General features: G+C 48.8%; 15 protein-coding genes. 8 read left to right on the forward strand and 7 right to left on the reverse strand.

All coding sequences use genetic code 11. The annotated features are described in order from the left end of the window. Positions 1-39: 39 nt before the first annotated feature. From IE064_RS06180 to lgt, 3 genes are all read right to left on the reverse strand, one after another. A complete protein-coding gene (locus tag IE064_RS06180; RefSeq protein WP_189617098.1) occupies positions 40-804 on the reverse strand; it encodes a CPBP family intramembrane glutamic endopeptidase in 765 nt (254 codons plus the stop codon). 158 nt (positions 805-962) lie between these two features. Beyond that, complete coding sequence (locus tag IE064_RS06185; protein WP_189617099.1) at positions 963-1526, reverse strand: cytochrome b; 564 nt, start codon at positions 1524-1526, stop codon at positions 963-965. Positions 1527-1661: 135 nt separating this feature from the next. Beyond that, positions 1662-2438, reverse strand: coding sequence for a prolipoprotein diacylglyceryl transferase (lgt, locus tag IE064_RS06190; protein WP_189617100.1), 777 nt, complete (start codon positions 2436-2438; stop codon positions 1662-1664). A 176-nt stretch (positions 2439-2614) separates the two neighbouring features. Here lgt and IE064_RS06195 point away from each other — a divergent pair, with 176 nt between their 5' ends. Both IE064_RS06195 and IE064_RS06200 read left to right on the forward strand, forming a co-directional pair. After that, positions 2615-3685 carry an FAD:protein FMN transferase gene (locus IE064_RS06195; RefSeq protein ID WP_229799880.1) on the forward strand — a complete coding sequence of 357 codons (1071 nt, stop codon included), beginning with the start codon at positions 2615-2617 and terminating at the stop codon, positions 3683-3685. Positions 3686-3820: 135 nt separating this feature from the next. Continuing rightward, positions 3821-4384 carry a hypothetical protein gene (locus IE064_RS06200; RefSeq protein WP_189617102.1) on the forward strand — a complete coding sequence of 188 codons (564 nt, stop codon included), beginning with the start codon at positions 3821-3823 and terminating at the stop codon, positions 4382-4384. A gap of 7 nt (positions 4385-4391) precedes the next feature. Here IE064_RS06200 and IE064_RS06205 read toward each other — a convergent pair whose 3' ends face one another. Beyond that, a complete protein-coding gene (locus IE064_RS06205; protein WP_189617103.1) occupies positions 4392-4751 on the reverse strand; it encodes a DOPA 4,5-dioxygenase family protein in 360 nt (119 codons plus the stop codon). Positions 4752-5142: 391 nt separating this feature from the next. Between IE064_RS06205 and IE064_RS06210 the strand changes: the two genes are divergently transcribed. Further along, positions 5143-7032: a M61 family metallopeptidase gene (locus IE064_RS06210; protein WP_229799882.1), complete on the forward strand. Its 1890-nt coding sequence runs from the start codon at positions 5143-5145 to the stop codon at positions 7030-7032. A 49-nt stretch (positions 7033-7081) separates the two neighbouring features. On the opposite strand, the gene IE064_RS06215 is transcribed toward IE064_RS06210, so the two are convergent. Continuing rightward, on the reverse strand, positions 7082-8551 hold the full coding sequence (locus IE064_RS06215; protein WP_189617104.1) for a sensor domain-containing diguanylate cyclase: 1470 nt from the start codon (positions 8549-8551) through the stop codon (positions 7082-7084). A gap of 205 nt (positions 8552-8756) precedes the next feature. On the opposite strand from IE064_RS06215, the gene ettA reads away from it, so the two are divergent. The 3 genes from ettA (at position 8757) to IE064_RS06230 (ending at position 14836) form a co-directional block, all read left to right on the forward strand. Next, positions 8757-10424 carry an energy-dependent translational throttle protein EttA gene (ettA, locus tag IE064_RS06220; RefSeq protein WP_189617105.1) on the forward strand — a complete coding sequence of 556 codons (1668 nt, stop codon included), beginning with the start codon at positions 8757-8759 and terminating at the stop codon, positions 10422-10424. Between the two features lie 208 nt (positions 10425-10632). Continuing rightward, entirely contained in the window at positions 10633-11742 is a 1110-nt protein-coding gene (locus tag IE064_RS06225; protein WP_189617106.1) for an efflux RND transporter periplasmic adaptor subunit, read from the forward strand. Continuing rightward, positions 11729-14836, forward strand: coding sequence for a multidrug efflux RND transporter permease subunit (locus tag IE064_RS06230; RefSeq protein ID WP_189617107.1), 3108 nt, complete (start codon positions 11729-11731; stop codon positions 14834-14836). The genes IE064_RS06225 and IE064_RS06230 overlap by 14 nt, the downstream gene beginning before the upstream one ends. Positions 14837-14972: 136 nt before the next feature. Here IE064_RS06230 and IE064_RS06235 read toward each other — a convergent pair whose 3' ends face one another. Both IE064_RS06235 and IE064_RS06240 read right to left on the reverse strand, forming a co-directional pair. After that, the gene (locus tag IE064_RS06235; RefSeq protein ID WP_189617108.1) at positions 14973-16475 is read right to left on the reverse strand and encodes a putative bifunctional diguanylate cyclase/phosphodiesterase; all 1503 of its coding nucleotides are present in this window, start codon (positions 16473-16475) and stop codon (positions 14973-14975) included. Positions 16476-16553: 78 nt separating this feature from the next. Next, positions 16554-17396, reverse strand: coding sequence for an HDOD domain-containing protein (locus IE064_RS06240; RefSeq protein ID WP_189617109.1), 843 nt, complete (start codon positions 17394-17396; stop codon positions 16554-16556). A 302-nt stretch (positions 17397-17698) separates the two neighbouring features. Here IE064_RS06240 and trhP point away from each other — a divergent pair, with 302 nt between their 5' ends. Together trhP and IE064_RS06250 are read left to right on the forward strand one after the other, a co-directional pair. Beyond that, the gene (trhP, locus tag IE064_RS06245) at positions 17699-19075 is read left to right on the forward strand and encodes a prephenate-dependent tRNA uridine(34) hydroxylase TrhP (RefSeq protein WP_189617110.1); all 1377 of its coding nucleotides are present in this window, start codon (positions 17699-17701) and stop codon (positions 19073-19075) included. 12 nt (positions 19076-19087) lie between these two features. Continuing rightward, entirely contained in the window at positions 19088-19345 is a 258-nt protein-coding gene (locus tag IE064_RS06250) for a YfhL family 4Fe-4S dicluster ferredoxin (RefSeq protein ID WP_189617111.1), read from the forward strand. The last annotated feature ends 4 nt before the right edge of the window (positions 19346-19349 follow it).

The raw sequence follows: 19349 nt of genomic DNA on the forward strand, positions 1-19349 counted from the left end.
AATGACCCACAATAACCTATACACCTAAGTTTACGGCTGTTAGTTAGCCATATATAGCATCAGATGAATCAGCATGTGTGCCAACATCGCCGCCTCCAAGCCATAACGCCAGAACAACCAGCCAGCAGCAATACCGAAGATACCATTGCCCAACAACAGGTAAATGAACAGAAATGAATTGGCGGAGGTAGTTAACATTGATGCAGCAGGCAGATGCCCTAAACCGAAAAGCAATGCAGATAAGACAATACTTAACCAAATATACGTACGTGGGGGAGCCAAGTTACCGCGACAAAAAATACGATAAAACAGCCACAACAAAAATGACATGGCGCCCCAACGGACAAGTAATTCTTCCGTTAGGCCGCCATACAGCAGCCGACTGTAAAGTGGCAAATCCAACTTACTACTGTTGGCAATAAAATCTGCCGGTAATCGTGGAATAGCGACCTGCTGTAAACATAACAACAAAATACTACAGAGGATGGCAACCAGTCCCGCCATCAGTAATGGATCCTGCACATCTCGCCATCGAATAGGCTTCCGCGCCAACCACGCCGCGAATAATGGAGCGCCCAAGTCCACTCTGACACTACACCAATTGCCTAGCATGAGTGCACAAAGCAATATCACGGTCGTTTGCAAGATAGACAGCAGTATTAATGACCACTGTGGTAATGGCAAAGGAGCTACCACCGCAGACAACAATGTATTGAGCACTGGTAGCAGCGATAACTGACCGCTAATACCTAGTACAAACAGCAACCATAACAAAGGCCAGTTAAAATAATATTTCGATGTCATTCCTTAACCAAGACATATTATGTCAACAATACAACCTACCTTAGCGAATTCGGCACTAGATGCAAGATTTATTTGACATATTATGTCTTAAAACACCTAAAAAAATAGCCACCGACAGCAAGCTATCTGTGGCTATATTGATATAGGCTTGCAACCAGTTATTGCTTATGACCCGGCAGCATCGACTGCAAGGTGTCATCTTTATCAATAAAGTAATGTTTCAGCGCAAAGCCTACGTGACCCACAATCACTACCAACAAGGTATATGCTAACACACTGTGAATGGTAGAAATGTATGGCACCAAATCTGGGGATTTAGGCAGTAATGGTGGAATGGTGAACAGACCAGCCACCGGAATAGGATAACCTGCGGCAGAACTATATGCCCAGCCAACAACCGGCACTAATACCATCAGCAGATACAACAGATGATGCCCGGCATGCGCGGCCTTTATCATCATTGGGCTCATACCTGTCAGCGCTGGCGGCCGATGAGTCACGCGCCAAATGATACGCAGCACAATCAAGAATAAGCTGATGGTAGCAATCGACTTATGCAAGGTGATGGTGTCACTTTTTTGCAGGTCGTGCGCCGCATCAATACCATATGACAAAAACAGCCCTGAATAGGCGCCGATTGCCATAGCCGTTAAAATTACAATTGCCATCGCCCAATGCAGCGCTTTGGCAGTTCCAGTATATGATCTGTTTTGAGTTGCCATGAGGTGTTCTCTATAAGTTATTAGCTAATGCTGATAATAAACTCTTTTTTAACAATTAAAATGCCAATAAATCGCAGCAATTAATGCATATTTTCGATAATTTCAATGTGTCCTAATAAAGAAACCCTATCGAGTTCACCTAAGCATCGGCTGTCGATAACTACGCCAGATGAATATCCCGCCTAATAGAATAAATGGAATACTCAGCCACTGACCGACACTCATCCAATCCGCAGCATAGGCTGCCTGCGGTGTTTTGACATATTCCAAGAGGAAACGGCTACCGAAAACCAACACCATAAAAATGCCGAAACTGAAGCCTCGTTTTGGGAAACCATTACGGCGATAAAGCATTAGCAACAAGATAAAAATCAACAGGTAGCTAGCGGCTTCATAAAGTTGCACCGGATGTCTTGGCAAATTATCGATCCTCTCGAACACTACGCCCCAGTGACCATGAGTTGGCAATCCCACGATCTCTGAATTCATGAAATTGCCAAGGCGGATAAAACAAGCGGTAAGCGCCGTAGGCACCACCAATCGGTCCAATAACCACAGCAAATCAATTTGGGAATGTTTTCGCACAAATAACCAAATCGCCAAAATGACCCCCACCGTGCCACCGTGACTAGCCAAACCACCACGCCAGATTTTCAAGATCTCTATTGGGTGTGCAAAATAGAAAGCCGGATCATAAAAGATCACATGGCCCAACCGCGCACCGATGATGGCTCCGGCAAAAATATACAACAGGAGATTATCAAGGGGCTCAGTGTCGAAACCTTCTCGAACACAAATCCACTGCATCAGGCGATAACCCAACAAAAATCCCCCAACAAAAAACAGTCCATACCAATGCACTGCAATGGGTCCAAAATGTACCAATATCGGATTGAGATTCCAGTCGATCATTGTCGCTCCATCAAAATGCTTTGCCGCGAAGCGTAACACTCTTCACGGGACACTGGCACACCTCGTGAAAAATTTCATAAACTTAGCACGTTCCCGTCGGCACGGGACTGACGCTGGAGTCGGCCAAACACGAATGATAGACTTGGGCCACTCTCGTTATGCCACAGGGCTTCACAGTGTCAACTTCTGGACAACCGCGACTTTCTCCTTTAAAAATCCTACTATCCCTGCTGTTCTGCATCGCCATTATCTTTGGCTTGCGGCACTATTCTGCATCACCACAACTACAAAAAATAGAAGGATACGCGCAGGGCACGACTTATCACATCAGTTGGTGGTCCGAAAAAATGGTGCCAACGCAAGATATTGAACAAGCGTTTAATGCCACATTGGCACAGATTGATGCAGAGCTATCCACCTATCGGGATGACTCCTATATTTCCAAACTCAATCACAGCAGCTCAACCGACTGGCAGCCAGCGTCAGCCGACTTTATTCAGTTGATAGAGATTGCCAAGGATATCAATCATAAAACCGGCGGTTGTTATGACCCAACGATCGGCCCATTATTCAACCTGTGGGGTTTTCAGAAAGATGAATTCAATCTGCCTACAGCCGCTGAAATTGCGTCCATCAAAGCCGAAATTGGCATGGACAAGATAGAAATTGATCATACTGGTCAACGTATCCGCAAGACCCTGCCAGGGCTGCAGTTAAACTTTTCCTCTATGGGAGAAGGCTACAGCATCAGCAAACTCGCCGCCGTGTTGGAAAACCATCACATCACCAACTATCTGGTGGAATTTGGCGGAGATATGAAAATTCGCGGGCATAAACCGGACGGTAAAAAGTGGCGCATAGCGATTGATCGCCCTGACAAACAAGATGATGAACGACAACCCTACAGTATCATCACCACCAATGATGAAAATGGAGTGACCTTAGACACTTCTGGAACTTATCGGCATCACTTTGACGAAAACGGCAAAGAATACTCCCATATTCTGGATCCACGCACCGGAGCACCAGTCACCCACAATCTGGTATCCGCCTCCGTTTTTGGGACGGACGCTAGAGTCAGCGATGCCTGGGCCACCGCCATGTTGTGTCTGGGGCCAAATGCCGGCCAGCAAGTTGCCAAAGCACAACAATTGGAAGTGTTCTTTATTGAGCATGATAAAGACGCTTTTCACAATAGCAAAAGTGCTGCTCTAACGGCTAGCAAGCGTGTCAAATTTGAGAATTAAGCTGATTATTTTCAAATAATTAAAAAAATTTCGTCACTGTATTTTGATCATGGAACGAAACCAAGATAGGCACTAGCAAGGTGTGAAATGGCTGGCTATACTGGCGATGGTTATTTATCAATCAAAGGAATGAAAATGTTCAGACTTGCAGCCCTGGCGTTCCTGACACTCAGCTGTTTTGCTGTCGAGGCGAATGATGTCACCGATGCTATCAACAATGCTTCAAAACACTATCAGGCCGGAGAATTATCCCAAGCCGCCGCCCAACTTGATTATGCGGCAACGCTGATACGGCAGCAAAAAGCGGCTGAAGTCGTCAAAGCATTTCCCGATGCTCCCACTGGCTGGCAAGCACGGGATGCTGACACTAATGTTGCCGCTGGTGCGGTGTTGGGTGGCGGCATTAGTGTGTCACGCAATTACTATAACGATCAGCACAGCGTTGATATTGAGATGCTGCTAGATTCGCCCATGTTGCAGGCGTTTACCGCGATGCTAAGTAATCCTTCGGTGATCGTCATGTCAGGCGGCAAGCTGGTAAAAGTGCAGGGATTAAACGCGGTACAAAAAACTGAAGGCGATCAGTTTGAACTGCAGTTTGTCACCCACAGTAACGCCATGATAACCCTTAGAGGCGACACCGCGGCGCAGTCCGTTATTGAACAGTTGGCCAATGCTATCAATCTTAAACAACTGTAAACTACCCTTAATCCGCAGCAACACTTGGATTAAACACGTTGAGATTTAGTGGCTTAGGGTTCCCCAGCCAGAAGATGTGCTGGGTATGATCATGATAATGTGCGCCGGTCACCGCATGGATCATTACCGAAAGTCCTCTGCGATGCCGATCCATCCAGGGGACAAACTGAGGAAATTCAGCCTGGGTAAATGCGGTTTCAAAACTCCAACACAAATGCGGTCCCACCAAACGGGTATTAAACGGACCAACCGGTAAGCCCAATTCATGACTGATGGTATAACGCAGTTCGGCCGCAAACTCCTGTGTCGTTTCATCGAAATATAAATGAGCATGATAATGTGCAAACTCGTTCGCTGGAATTGTCATAACGGCTCCTTGCAGCAAGAATTGCGCTGCCCACGACCACGCTTGTACAAAATTATTCAGGCGCTTTAACAGATTAAAGCGCAATTTTTACGATAAAGCATGCTGATAGTTATCGATTTTGCGGTGGCAAATCACACCACCTACTAGATTTTTGAAACAAACAGCAACACTTAAGCCTGCCTAGCGTCCGGTTTGTGCCTTTAAAAGCGTTTTTCCGCCGTGTATGTTGTATCAGTTGCCGCTGATACTGGCGTCGATACCAACGACCCTCAATAATAAAGGTCAAAATCCAGCCACAGCGCCGGAACTAACAATAATTTTTTTGCCGGACACCGGCACTGAAAAGAGGCGCCGAAATGAGCGCCCGACAACAAGAAGAAAGGAGCTCCCAGTGAATAACTCTGCCGTCAAGGCCGCTGTTCTCAGCGTGCTAATGGGTGCGGCCGGGTCTGCTTTTGCCGATATTCCGGCACCAGTGGATCAAGCCTACCCTGGTACCCTTAAACTCAAGGTGGACGCCACCGACCTGTCACATCGTATTTTTAATATCAGCGAAGTGATCCCCGCCAAACCTGGACCATTAACGTTACTGTATCCGTCGTGGATCCCTGGTCACCATTCACCTACCGGCCCCATTGATAAAGTTGCCGGTTTTGAATTTAAGGCTAATGGTAAGCCGCTGTCTTGGGAACGTGACCCAGGAAATGTGTATGCATTTCATGTTGATGTCCCCAAAGGCGCTGACAGTGTAGAAGTGAGTTTTAAATTTTTGTCACCCCAGGACCGTAGCCAAGGTCGGGTGGTGATGACCCCGGAAATGCTTAACCTGCAATGGAATACTGTCGCCCTGTATCCGGCGGGCTATTACACCCGGCAAATTAAGGTAGATTCCTGTGTCACACTGCCACAAGACTGGCACTATGCCACCGCACTGGAAGATAGTCATCATAAAGACAGCAGCTACTGCTTTAAGACCATCGATTTTGAAAATCTGGTCGATTCCCCTATGTTTGCGGGTAAGTATTATAAGCAAGTGGATCTCGATCCCGGTGCTGACACTCCGGTACATCTCAACGTATTTGCCGATAAGGCCAAAGATCTAGAAATCAGCGACGAAGGTCTCAAGGCGCACCAAGCACTGGTACAACAGATGTATAAGCTCTATGGCGCCCACCACTACAACCATTATGACTTTTTGCTGGCACTAACTGACAAGCTCGGTGGTATCGGCTTGGAGCATCATCGTTCCAGCGAAAACAGTGGCAAGCAAGATTATTTTACTAAGTGGGATAAATCCTGGTTAGGTCGCGATCTGCTGGCACATGAGTTCAACCACTCTTGGGATGGCAAATACCGCCGTCCGGCCGAGTTGTGGACACCGACCTACAACCAAGTGAAGCAAGATCAGGGGCTGTGGGTTTACGAAGGGCAGACACAGTTTTGGGGTTACATTGTAGCCGCACGTTCCGGCCTGTGGAGCCATGACAATGCCATGGATATGCTGGCACTGCTGGGGGCAACATATGATAAAGGCCGTCCTGGCATGAAATGGCGCACCATTCTGGATACCACCAACGATCCAACCATTGCCCAACGTTCACCACTGGCGTTTCGTAACTATCAGATGAGTGAGGATTATTACCAAGGAGGACAGCTGATTTGGTACGCCGTCGATGCCAAATTACGTAATCTCTCTGGTGATAAAAAATCCCTTAATGATTTTGCCAAAGCCTTCTTTGGTGTGCATCCAGGTGCCTGGGATATCAACACTTATACGTTTGATGATGTTGTGGCAACGCTTGATGGTATCCAGAAATACGACTGGGCCAGTTTTATCAATGCGCGGCTGAAAGGCCATGTCAATCTGTCTGACTCATTGAAAGATCAAGGCTGGAAGTTGGAGTATAACGACACCCCATCAGCAGCAGTAAAAGCGATGGAAGATCGCGCTAAACGCTTTGACTTCACCTACTCCCTGGGTTTTTCTGTCAATAAAGACGGCAAATTGCAGGACGTGTTATGGGATAGTCCTGCGTTTAATGCAGGCTTGTCACCTAGCATGACCTTAATTGCCGTCAACGGTGAAGCCTATAAGGCTGAATATCTAAAAGATGCCATCACCGCAGCCAGAACCAGCAAAGCGCCGGTAGAACTGCTGGTTAAAGAGTTTGATCAATATAAAACCATCAGCATCAATTATCACGGCGGTCTGATGTACCCGCATCTGGTACGGATTGAAAGCCAACCCGACTACCTGAGTGAAATATTAAAAGCCTTGTAAACTAGCGCAAAACGCCCGGATTTTCCGGGCGTTTTATTAGCGCGAACAGTTATTCATCAGCATACAACACTTGGTTGCGGCCGCTGTCCTTGGCACGATAAAGTGCCGCATCGGCCCGCTTAACGACCTCCGCGAGGTCTTCTTCCAATCTTGCTTCTGCCACGCCACAACTGAGGGTGATCTGGAAAGTACCAGTACCCGCATTGAAATCTAGCGTCATAACTCGCTGACGTATACGGTCTGCCAGACTCCATGCTTTTTCGCGGTTACAGTTCCCCAGTAACAATACGAACTCTTCACCCCCCCAACGGCATACCGCATCGGCGTAACGGGTCTGGGAACGCAACTCTTTAACAAGACGTTTCAGCACCAGGTCTCCCATATCATGGCCATATTTGTCATTCACCGATTTGAAATAATCGACATCGAACACCAGAACCGACAATGACTGATGCTGGTGTCGGCACTGTTCTAGCAGTAATTCGTAAAACTCCTCGCAAGTCTGCCGATTCATCGCTTTAGTCAAAGGGTCTAACGCCGCCTGAGCCGCTAGCTTGCGCTGATAACGCCCCTGCGTCAGCAAGCTGAGTCCAAGCACCAGCAAGGTAATCACTATGGCAATGGCGAGATTGATCATGAAAGTGCGAAATACCGCTTGCTGCGCGGGTGATGCGTGTTCTTCAACCACTAAATACCAGTTAAATTCTGGCACTAAGCGTGCGTTGACATAGACTTTTTCATCACTAAGCACGTAATGAAAGCTGCCGGACGGCGCGGATAACAAACGCAATGCTATTTGTTGCATGCCTGGCATCTGTTGCAACGTCGCTGCCCCAGTGAAATTTTCACCATGTAACACCACCTTCCCCTGTTGGTCGACAAAATAGATGGTGCGCTGATAACGTTTTTCGTAGAGATTGATCAATTCGCCAACTTTATCAACTGACAAGCCGACACCTGTCACCCCAATCAGTTGCTGTTGATAGTCATAAACTTGGTGATCGATATAGATATCCATTTTACCGGGACGTTGTTCATCCGGGCCAACCGTCACCAGATAAGGCTTGGATTGTGGCAATGCCTTGACTTGCTCATACCATTCATAACGATGACTATGCTCATCAATAATGTGATCTGCCGTATCCGGCAGGTAATAACGACGGCTTTTATCTAGCACAAAGAAAGAGATAATGGTGCCAAAACGACGGTCTATTTCCTGCAGATAACGTTGCATGGGTTCTTTTGGCGGCGCAGGTTGTAGCGCCCAGTCCCTGACAAAGGTGTCATGCGCCATCAACGTTGCCACAAAAATGGGTTGCACCAGATCCCGCTGGATCTGTGAGTAGACATTATCGCTGGTAAGCGGCAGCGAATTCTGCTCAATCTGACGCGAAATGGACTTCTGCGCCACATGGTAGCTGCTCCAGCTCATCACAAAAAAAACTAAAAACAACAAGCCACTGAACAACCACAGCATCTTATTACGAACATTTGCCAGTGGCTGGTGTCTTCTCAACATAAAGTGCTCCACAGGATACCGACCAGCATCAAACCGCTGATACCGGCACAAACTAAAGGTGGGATAAAATAAATTAACATCCCGAATTTTATCAATTTGTTACTAATATACCCAGAAAAAACGTCCTCGTTTCCATTAAGGCTGGATTGGCAGCAATCGCCGCAATTTAGTACACTGCCGCCAAGCAAAAACACAGAGAGTAACTATGGCTCAGTTTGTATACAGCATGCTCAGGGTAGGCAAAGTGGTGCCACCCAAGAAGCAAATTCTCAAAGACATCTCTTTGAGTTTCTTCCCCGGTGCCAAAATCGGTGTTCTGGGTCTTAACGGTTCTGGTAAATCCTCACTGCTGCGCATTATGGCAGGAGTGGATAAGGAATTCGACGGCGAAGCCCGTCCTATGCCAGGGCTGAAAATCGGTTATCTGCCACAGGAACCGCAGTTAGATCCACAGCAGACCGTGCGCGAAGCCATTGAAGAAGCCGTAAGCGAAGCCAAAAATGCGCTGACCCGTCTGGATGAAGTATATGCCGCTTATGCGGAACCAGATGCCGATTTTGATGCACTCGCTAAAGAACAAGGCGAACTGGAGGCAATCATCCAGGCACATGATGCGCATAATCTGGACAACATTCTGGAACGAGCCGCCGATGCGCTGCGCCTGCCAGATTGGGATGCCAAGATTGAAGTGCTTTCCGGTGGTGAGCGCCGTCGCGTCGCCATCTGTCGACTACTGCTGGAAAAACCGGAAATGCTGCTAATGGACGAACCCACCAACCATCTGGATGCGGAATCAGTGGCTTGGCTGGAACAGTTCCTGCACGAATATCCAGGGACAGTGGTCGCCATCACCCATGACCGTTACTTCCTCGATAACGCCGCAGGCTGGATCTTGGAACTGGACCGCGGTGAAGGTATCCCGTGGCAGGGTAACTACTCCTCTTGGTTAGAGCAGAAAGATCAGCGGCTGCAACAGGAAGCAGCAACTGAAAATGCCCGTCAGCGGACTATTGCCAAAGAACTGGAATGGGTTCGTCAGGGAGCCAAAGGCCGCCAGTCAAAAGGCAAAGCGCGTCTGTCTCGCTTTGAAGAACTGAACAGCCAAGAATACCAGCGCCGTAACGAAACCAACGAACTGTTTATTCCACCAGGCCCACGTCTAGGGGATAAGGTGATTGAAGTCCGTAATCTCACCAAGAGCTACGGCGATCGCGTGTTGATTGATGATCTGTCTTTCACTGTCCCTAAAGGTGCCATTGTCGGTATTATCGGTCCTAACGGTGCCGGTAAATCCACTCTGTTCAGAATGCTCACCGGTGCCGAAACGCCAGACAAAGGCGAAGTGGAAATTGGTGATACCGTACAGATTGCATCGGTTGAGCAGTTCCGTGATTCGATGAACGACAAAAACACTATCTGGCAGGAGATCTCTGGCGGACAAGACATCATGCGGATCAACGGATTGGAAATCCCTAGCCGCGCCTATGTTGGCCGCTTTAACTTCCGTGGTGGCGATCAACAAAAGGTTATCGGCACCCTTTCAGGTGGCGAACGCAACCGTGTGCATCTGGCCAAGCTGCTGCAATCGGGCGGTAACGTATTGCTGCTGGATGAACCGACCAACGATCTGGATGTGGAAACCTTGCGCGCACTGGAAGAGGCGTTACTGGAGTTCCCTGGATGCGCCATGGTAATTTCCCACGACCGCTGGTTCCTCGACCGTATCTGTACCCATATTCTGGATTACCGAGATGAGGGTAAAGTGAACTTCTACGAAGGCAACTACAGCGAATATTCTAACTGGCTGAAAGATAATTTTGGTGCGGACGTGATTGAACCGCATCGACTGAAATACAAACGTATGACTAAGTAAGTCACGCATTTAATGTAGAAAAGGAGACATATGTCTCCTTTTTTATATGCCACATTATCAACACATAGCAATGCTGCGATTCTGTTAGTAACACAGAGTATTTGTTTACACTTTTTCCCCCACTAGCTCTTAGTTTTTAACCATCCCTCACCTAAAATGGCTACCAATATCCGGGGGGCGGATATACAACTGCAGCAGTACTGATCCTATGAAAAAAATTATCTTCACTATCGTGATAGTCGGCTTGTGTGCCGCGGGCATTTATCGCTGGCAAGCATCAGCACCAGAACAAGCAGCACCGCATAATGAAAAAGATAGGGCTATCCCGGTAGTCACCGCCGAAGTGGCTGATAAAGAGTTGGCATCCGACATCAAACTGGTGGGCAAGCTCAGTGCGGAACATTCGGTATATATTGCGCCTCAAGTCGCGGGCAAAGTGGAAACCATTGCCGTACGCTCCAATCAGCAAGTGATAGCAGGTCAGTTGTTAGTCGCGTTAGAAGATGCCAAAGCCGCAGCCGCAGTGATGGAAGCAGACGCTTATCTGGCAGACGAAAAGCGTAAGTTGGGGGAATATGAAAAACTGGCACACAGTGATGCCATCACCCAGACCGAGATTGACGCCCAACGCGCCAGTGTTGACATTGCATCGGCCAGACTAGCATCAGCCAAAGCAGACCTGTCTTATCATCACATCAAAGCCCCGTTCAACGGCATTGTGGGATTGGTAGATTTCAGTCGTGGCAAGATGGTGAGTCAGGGCGATACCTTGCTGTCGCTAGATGATCTGAGTCTGCTGCGACTCGATCTGCAGGTGCCAGAAGCCCATTTGTCGCAGTTAAGCCTAGGCATGGAAGTTTCTGCCACCAGTGGCGCCTGGCCGGGAGAACAGTTTCCAGGCAAGGTCGTCGCAATTGACCCCCGCATCAATGAAGAAACCCTTAACGTGCGTACGCGGGTGCAGTTTGAAAATCCACACAATAAACTGAGGCCCGGCATGATGCTCGAAGCGGTGATGAGCTTTCCGCCAGTGCACCAACCAGTGATCCCAGTGCAAGCACTGGAATATTCAGGTACCAAGCGTTTTGTCTACAAAGTCGATGATAAGCAGATAGCTCACCGCACAGAAGTCCATCTGGGCGCCCGCGTGGATAATCTGGTTTTGATTACCGATGGGTTGCAAGCGGGTGATCAAATTGTGGTACAGGGATTGGTCAATATCCGCGATGGCGTGCATGTAAAACTCCTGCAAACCATACCGGAGAACCCAGAATCCAGCCAGACCATGAAACAGGAGCCAGGCAATGCTGCTCTCTGATGTTTCGGTAAAGCGCCCAATTGTGGCTATTGTACTGAGCTTGTTGCTGTGTGTTTTTGGTTTGGTGTCTTTCAGCAAACTGTCCGTCCGCGAAATGCCGGATGTGGAAAAACCCGTTGTCAGTATCCGCACCACGTATACAGGTGCCAGCGCTTCCATCATGGAAAGCCAAGTCACCAAAAATATTGAAGACCAGTTGACCGGCATCAGCGGTATCGATCAGATCACCTCCGTCAGTCGTAACGGCTCATCCCGCATCACCGTTAATTTCAAACTTGGCTGGAATATCACCGAGGGTGTCAGCGATGTGCGTGACGCGGTCGCTAGGGCACAACGGCGCTTACCAGAAGAAGCGCTGGACCCGATTGTCTATAAAGATAACGGTAACGGCGATCCGGCCATTTATGTGGATTTGAGTTCCACAGAAATGGATCGTACCCAACTGACCGATTATTCGCGCCGGGTATTGGAAGATAAGTTCAACCTGATCAGTGGCGTCAGCTCGATTAATATCTCCGGCGGTCTCACGCAGGTGATGTACGTAAAACTCAAACCCGAAGAGATGGCAGGCCGTGGCATCACCGTCAATGATGTGATTACTGCGCTCAATAACGAGAACATGGAGTCTCCCGGCGGCCAGATCCGTAACGATGCCACCACCATGACAGTGCGGACGGCACGTTTATATCTGCATCCTCAGGATTTTGATTATCTGCAGGTACGGACCGCCAGTGACGGAACACCTATCTATTTGAAAGATATTGCCGATGTCTACATCGGCGCCCAAAACGAAAACTCAACATACAAGAGTAACGGCATCGCGAATATCAGCCTAGGGATCATTCCGCAGTCAGATGCCAACCCGTTGGAAGTAGCCAAAGCAGTGACACAGCAAGTCAAGCAACTGCAAGAGTTTCTTCCCAAAGGGACACAACTGAAAATCGGTTACGACGCTACCGTATTTATCGACCAAGCCATTGATGAGGTATACAGCACGTTATATATCACCGGTGCGTTGGTGGTACTGGTGTTGTATATCTTTATTGGACAGGTACGCGCCACACTTATCCCCGCCGTCACCGTACCGGTGTCGTTGATCTCCGCGTTTATGGTGGCGTATTTCATGGGGTTTTCCATCAACTTGCTAACGTTAATGGCACTGATCCTAGCAATTGGGCTGGTGGTGGATGATGCCATTGTGGTGGTGGAGAACATTTTCCATCATATTGAACGCGGTGAAGCGCCATTGGTTGCGGCTTATAAAGGCACCCGCGAAGTAGGTTTTGCGGTAATTGCCACCACTGCAGTGCTGGTAATGGTATTTCTGCCAATCTCCTTTATGGAAGGGATGGTAGGACTGTTGTTTACCGAATTCTCGGTGCTGCTGGCAGTTTCGGTGGTGTTTTCATCCATTGTGGCCTTGACCCTGACACCGGTATTAGCCAGCAAGCTGCTCAAAGCCAATGAAAAACCCAATGCACTGAACCGGTTGCTGGATTGCGTCTTCGCTAACCTCGAACGTTATTATCGCAGTGCGGTGCAATTCTCTATCCAGCACAAGATGGCCGCGCCGTTAGTCATTCTGGCGTGTATTGCGGGCAGCTATCTGTTGATGCAAAGAGTGCCGTCGCAACTGGCTCCAATGGAAGATCGTGGAGTGATTTATGCCTTTGTCAAAGGGGCAGAAGGTACCAGTTACAACCGCATGTCCGCTAACATGGATATTGTACAAAGTCGGTTGATGCCACTGTTACACCAGGGGCTACTGAAGTCCTTCAGCATCCAAGCGCCCGCATTTGGTGGCCGCGCGGGTGACCAGACAGGGTTTGTGATCATGCGCCTGCCAGACTGGGGACAGCGGCAGATGAATGCGCAACAGATCCTAGGGATCGTCACGCAAGCATTGAAAGATATTCCCGATATTATGGTGCGCCCCATGCTGCCCGGATTTCGTGGCGGCTCCAGCGAACCAGTGAAATTCGTCATTGGTGGCTCCGATTACAAAGAGCTGTTCAAATGGGCGCAGTTGCTGCAACAGCAGGCCAACAATAGCGGCATCATGAATGGCGCTGATTTGGATTACGCTGAAACCACCCCGGAACTCTTAGTCACAGTCAATCGCCAGCGAGCTGCCGAACTGGGGATCAGCGTCTCCGATGTATCAGACACCCTCGAAGTGATGCTGGGGGGACGCACCCAAACCACCTATGTGGAGCGTGGCGAAGAATATGATGTTTATCTGCGTGGTGACGAAAATCATTTCAACAGCATGACGGACTTAAGCAAAATTTACGTACGCACCGCTAAAGGCCAATTGGTGACACTGGACAGTGTGGCACATGTTGAAGAGGAAGCATCGGCTCAACGTCTGAGTCACACGGATAAGAAAAAATCCATCACCCTTAGCGCCAACCTCAATACGGGTCACACCCTGGGCGAAGCGCTTATGTTTCTGGATCATAAAGCAATAGAGCTACTGCCTGGCGATATCAGTATCAGCTATTCCGGCGAGTCAAAAGATTTCAAGGAGAACCAGAGCAGCGTATTGGTAGTGTTCGGGTTAGCATTGTTGGTCGCCTATCTGGTTCTTGCGGCGCAGTTTGAGAGTTTTATCAATCCACTGGTGGTGATGTTCACTGTGCCCATGGGGGTATTTGGTGGTTTCCTGGGGTTATGGCTGACACAGCAAGGGCTGAACATCTACAGCCAGATTGGCATGATTATGTTGATTGGCATGGTGACTAAAAACGGTATTCTGATTGTGGAGTTTGCCAACCAGTTACGCGATCGGGGTCTAGCCTTTGAACAGGCGATTGTTGACGCTTCAGCGCGGCGACTGCGGCCGATTCTAATGACGGCTTTTACCACGTTAGTTGGCGCAATCCCATTGATCCTCTCCAGCGGTGCTGGAGCAGAAAGTCGTCAAGCTGTGGGGACGGTCGTTTTCTTTGGTATGGCTTTCGCTACCTTTGTGACACTATTGGTGATCCCCGCTATGTATCGCTTGCTGTCCTATAACACTAAGTCGCCCGGTTGGGTTGAGGCACAACTTAACGACGCCTTAGCAAAACAGAAAAACGAGCCGAATACCTAAACCCAAGTGAAGACTGAGCAATATCAAACCAAAGGGACGCCCAGTGGGCGTCCCTTTGACATAGTCATCTGGCATTTCAACAGCTTTTCTGCCGTTGATAACGGCGTTGATTAAATGATGCCGCGGGCCAACGTCATTAACTGATTGCATGGGTTAACGGCAGACCATTGCCCAGGCTCAGCCGATGACTATGGTAAACCAGCTCTGCGGCCCGCATCGGATGCGCAAATAACTGGCCTTGTAGTAAATCAGCGCCCATCTTTTTGAGTGCTTCACGCTGAGATGAGTTTTCCACCCCTTCAACAGTCACCCGGAAGCCCAGATGGTGTGCTAAATTGATGGTGGATTGCATGATATATTCAGCACGGCAATCCAACAGTAAATCATCAACAAAAGCTTTATCTATCTTGATTTCATCCACTGGAAGATCTTTTAGATACGCCAGCGATGAGTGTCCAGTACCGAAGTCATCAATGGCGACTTCAATGCCCAGCTGCCGCAATTGTTGCAGCTTATCGCGGGTACCGCCAGTATTGGCAATCAGCACCCCTTCAGTTATCTCCAACGCCAATGCATCACCCGGAAGTTGGTACTGCTGTAGCTTCTGTTCAATACAGGTCACAATATCCTGCTCAAAATCGCTGCCAGCGAGATTTACGGCCACTCTGATTTCGACGCCATTAGCTCGCCACTGCTGCTGTTGCTGCAGTACCTTTTCCAGTACCCAATGACTCACCAATGAAATCATCCCCGCACACTCCGCCAGCGGAATAAATTCCGCCGGTGGAACAATACCCAGCTGTGGGTGTTCCCAGCGAAGCAGCGCTTCCACTTGCTTACATTTACCGGAATGCAGGCTCTCTTTCGGTTGATAAACCAAGTACAGCTGGTTGTTGTGGAGAGCCTTAGGTAAGCCATGAATGATCTGCATCTCGCGCAAATGCAAGCTATCATCCCCCGTTTCATAATCGGCAATGCCATTGCGGCTATCGCGCGCTTTTTTAACGGCTAAATCCACTCTTTTCAACATCAAACTGATATCGGCGTGGTGTGCTTCCAGTTGCAAATAACCGACTCTGACCTTGATCCCTATAGGGGTTTTGTCTACTAGATATGGCTGCTGTAACTCCAGCTGTAACCCCTTTAGCGCCTCAATTGCCAGTGGCTGCTCGTAGAAGAGTATAAATTCGTCTCCGTCCATGCGCGCCACCAAACGTGGTTGCGACAGGCTCTGCCGTAATCTGGCAGCATAGCCCTGCAGTAATTCGTCACCGGTGCTGAAACCAAACAAATCGTTAACTAGACGGAAACGGTCAATATCCAACATCACCAGCGTACCACGGGTAACCGGCATTAGCGGGGTAATGGCACGTTTGAACCATTGACGATTAGGAAGTCCGGTCAAGGGATCCCGACCAATGTTAGAAGGGAGTTGCCGCAACAGGGATTTGATGGCGAGGTACAGCGGCACGGCACGTTCAGGAACGGAGAGGATCTCTAGAGGCTGACGCTGCTCAACCTGAAACCGCAAATCGTCTGCCAACCGTGCCACAAACTGCTTAAGTCGGTGATAACGTATCCAAATGATGGCTCCTGCCAGCACACTGATGGTCAACAATCCTATCAACCCAAAATTCATCTGCTATCCCCAACTCACCAAACACCCGTCCGGTGTGATTCGAATTTACGGTGTATTCGCAGCATACCCGATTTAATGCTAATCGTAACTGGCTTTTATTGAGTGGAAATGTTCCAAAAATTCATCACTTGCTAGGTCATCAGGAGTCACCGGCAGCCCTTTGCTGATAAACACATCCAACCGTTGTTGCAGCTCAGGTCCCGCACGCAATTCTCCGATATAAAATGCCGCAGCACGGATAAAATCCAGATAAGTGACCTGTTCCGGTAAGTAATGCAAATCCGCCCAGCGTTCGACGACTTCGGTGACTTCTGGCGTAAACGACCAACTGTTCAATACCGCGCGGCCAATAGGCCCTTGCAATTTGCGCACAAGTGCGCGTAATTGACCGATGCTGCTGAAGAATTCAGGATGAGACTCAGCCTCCGTCAGCACTGGTAGCGCCCCGATATTGTGTACCAGACCGGCCAATGTCAGCGTATCATAGTTGAGCTGGATTTCCGGGTGCTGAGCTTTATACATTAACAACATAGAGGCCGCCGCCGCGGTCACCTCAATTGAAGTGCCCCAGACTTCATCCATGACCTCCCACACCATTTCGTTGGTGGAGATAAACAACTGCTCCATCGCAATAGAAGTAACAATGGACTTAATCTGTGCCAGTCCGATACGAGTCACCGCTTGGCTGATATTTTCAGCCTTAACCCCACGGCTATATAAGGCGCTATTGGCCACCTTGATTAATCGAGCCGAAATCGCCGCATCCTGCCCGATAACTTCGGCAATCTGCTTCAAACTGGAATCCTGACGGCTCATCACTTCCTGCACTCGAATTGCCACTTCCGGCAGGGTTGGCAGTACCAGAGTATCGTATTTCAACTTTTTCAGAAGACTGACCAACAGCTGGTGCTCTGTTGACATGCGCGCCCCAATGTAACCTTGATGTTTAAAATATGTGATTCATTATATCAGCTTCCATTGCGACAGGGAGGAGATATCGCTGGTGTTCCGTGATATCTGCCGGTATTTCCACAGGATTTAGCTAATCAGGGAATCCACCGATATGTTATCGGTAATAGCGCCTTTTTCTATGTCAGTACCTAGGCTAAAAAACCAGAGTAAATTAATCGGTCTTTCATTTGCATCGACAGGCTGATATTCAGTAAAATGCGGCGCCTGTCACGCATTCGTGACTGCCGGACTTCCAATAGTGAGAGTAAGTTATGTTCAAACCAGAGCTGTTGTCCCCTGCCGGGACATTGAAAAATATGCGCTACGCCTTTGCCTACGGTGCCGATGCCGTATATGCCGGCCAGCCGCGATACAGCTTGAGGGTACGCAACAATGACTTCAATATGGAGAACTTGGCCACCGGCATCGATGAAGCGCATCAGCTTGGCAAAAAATTATATGTTGTCAGCAATATTGCCCCACATAACGCTAAGTTGAAAACCTACATCAAGGACATGGAACCTGTGGTTTCCATGAAACCAGACGCATTAATCATGTCTGATCCCGGCCTCATCATGATGGTGCGCGAAGCATTTCCAGAGCAGGTGGTTCATCTGTCGGTGCAAGCGAACGCGATTAACTGGGCTTCAGTCAAATTCTGGGAAAGCCAGGGAATTAAACGGGTAATTCTGTCACGCGAGCTGTCACTGGACGAAATCGAAGAGATCCGCCAACGCTGCCCGGACATTGAATTGGAAGTGTTTGTACATGGCGCGCTGTGTATGGCGTATTCTGGGCGTTGCCTGCTCTCCGGCTATATTAACAAACGCGACCCCAACCAAGGCACTTGCACCAATGCCTGCCGCTGGAAATATGATGTTCATGAAGCTACCCAGAACGATTCAGGTGACATCATTGCCGTTAATCCAGTCAATGACACTGCGGTTCAGATTGAAAAGCCGACCCTCGGCGAAGGTCCAGCGACTGATAAAATCTTCCTGTTACAGGAAGGCAATCGTCCCGGGGAGTACATGCCAGCGTTTGAGGATGAACACGGCACCTACATCATGAATTCTAAAGATTTACGTGCCATACAGCATGTAGAACGCCTGGCGCGCATGGGCGTGGATTCTCTAAAAATCGAAGGCCGTACCAAGTCATTTTACTATGTGGCCCGCACCGCACAGCTCTATCGTCAAGCAATCAATGATGCCGCTGCTGGTCATTCCTTTGACCGCAGTCTGATGACGCAACTGGAGGGATTGGCACATCGTGGCTACACCGAAGGTTTCCTGCGTCGTCACGTACACGATGAATATCAGAATTATGATTACGGTTACTCTGTCAGCGACAGCCAGCAGTTTGTAGGAGAGCTGACGGGTAAACGCAATGCTGACGGGCTGGCCGAAATCGAAGTGAAAAATAAATTCAGTGTCGGTGACAGTGTCGAACTGATGACGCCGCAAGGTAACATCAGCCTTACTATTGAATCACTGCGGAATCGCAAAGGTGAAGCCATTGATTGCGGCCCAGGCAATGGCCATACTGTTTACTTACCAGTACCGCAGGAAGTGGCTCTTGAGCATGGTATTTTGCTGCGCAATCTGCCAACAGGTCAGGACACCCGCAACCCACACCAAAGCGAATAACTGAGACGGACCATGGCGTTACTGATAGACGACACCTGTATCAACTGTGATATGTGTGAGCCTGAATGCCCGAATCAGGCGATCAGCATGGGAGAAGAAATCTACTTTATCGATCCCGAGCGCTGCACTGAATGTGTTGGTCACTATGATAAACCAACCTGCGTTTCCGTCTGTCCTATCGATTGCATTGAGGTTGACCCTCAACGGCTAGAGAGTCACGATGAGCTGCTACTGAAATATGCCCGATTGACTGGCAAGCTAAAAGATTAAGCCA

It is taken from the genome of Shewanella fodinae (genome assembly GCF_014651955.1).
In the GTDB taxonomy this organism is placed as follows: Bacteria; Pseudomonadota; Gammaproteobacteria; order Enterobacterales; family Shewanellaceae; genus Shewanella; species Shewanella fodinae.

Excerpts from the sequence above, each read along its gene's own strand:
- IE064_RS06180 (WP_189617098.1), bottom strand. The coding sequence starts at position 804 with ATGACATCGAAATATTATTTTAACTGGCCTTTGTTATGGTTGCTGTTT.
- IE064_RS06185 (WP_189617099.1), bottom strand. The coding sequence starts at position 1,526 with ATGGCAACTCAAAACAGATCATATACTGGAACTGCCAAAGCGCTGCAT.
- lgt (WP_189617100.1), bottom strand. The coding sequence starts at position 2,438 with ATGATCGACTGGAATCTCAATCCGATATTGGTACATTTTGGACCCATT.
- IE064_RS06200 (WP_189617102.1), top strand. The coding sequence starts at position 3,821 with ATGTTCAGACTTGCAGCCCTGGCGTTCCTGACACTCAGCTGTTTTGCT.
- IE064_RS06205 (WP_189617103.1), bottom strand. The coding sequence starts at position 4,751 with ATGACAATTCCAGCGAACGAGTTTGCACATTATCATGCTCATTTATAT.
- IE064_RS06215 (WP_189617104.1), bottom strand. The coding sequence starts at position 8,551 with ATGTTGAGAAGACACCAGCCACTGGCAAATGTTCGTAATAAGATGCTG.
- ettA (WP_189617105.1), top strand. The coding sequence starts at position 8,757 with ATGGCTCAGTTTGTATACAGCATGCTCAGGGTAGGCAAAGTGGTGCCA.
- IE064_RS06225 (WP_189617106.1), top strand. The coding sequence starts at position 10,633 with ATGAAAAAAATTATCTTCACTATCGTGATAGTCGGCTTGTGTGCCGCG.
- IE064_RS06230 (WP_189617107.1), top strand. The coding sequence starts at position 11,729 with ATGCTGCTCTCTGATGTTTCGGTAAAGCGCCCAATTGTGGCTATTGTA.
- IE064_RS06235 (WP_189617108.1), bottom strand. The coding sequence starts at position 16,475 with ATGAATTTTGGGTTGATAGGATTGTTGACCATCAGTGTGCTGGCAGGA.
- IE064_RS06240 (WP_189617109.1), bottom strand. The coding sequence starts at position 17,396 with ATGTCAACAGAGCACCAGCTGTTGGTCAGTCTTCTGAAAAAGTTGAAA.
- trhP (WP_189617110.1), top strand. The coding sequence starts at position 17,699 with ATGTTCAAACCAGAGCTGTTGTCCCCTGCCGGGACATTGAAAAATATG.
- IE064_RS06250 (WP_189617111.1), top strand. The coding sequence starts at position 19,088 with ATGGCGTTACTGATAGACGACACCTGTATCAACTGTGATATGTGTGAG.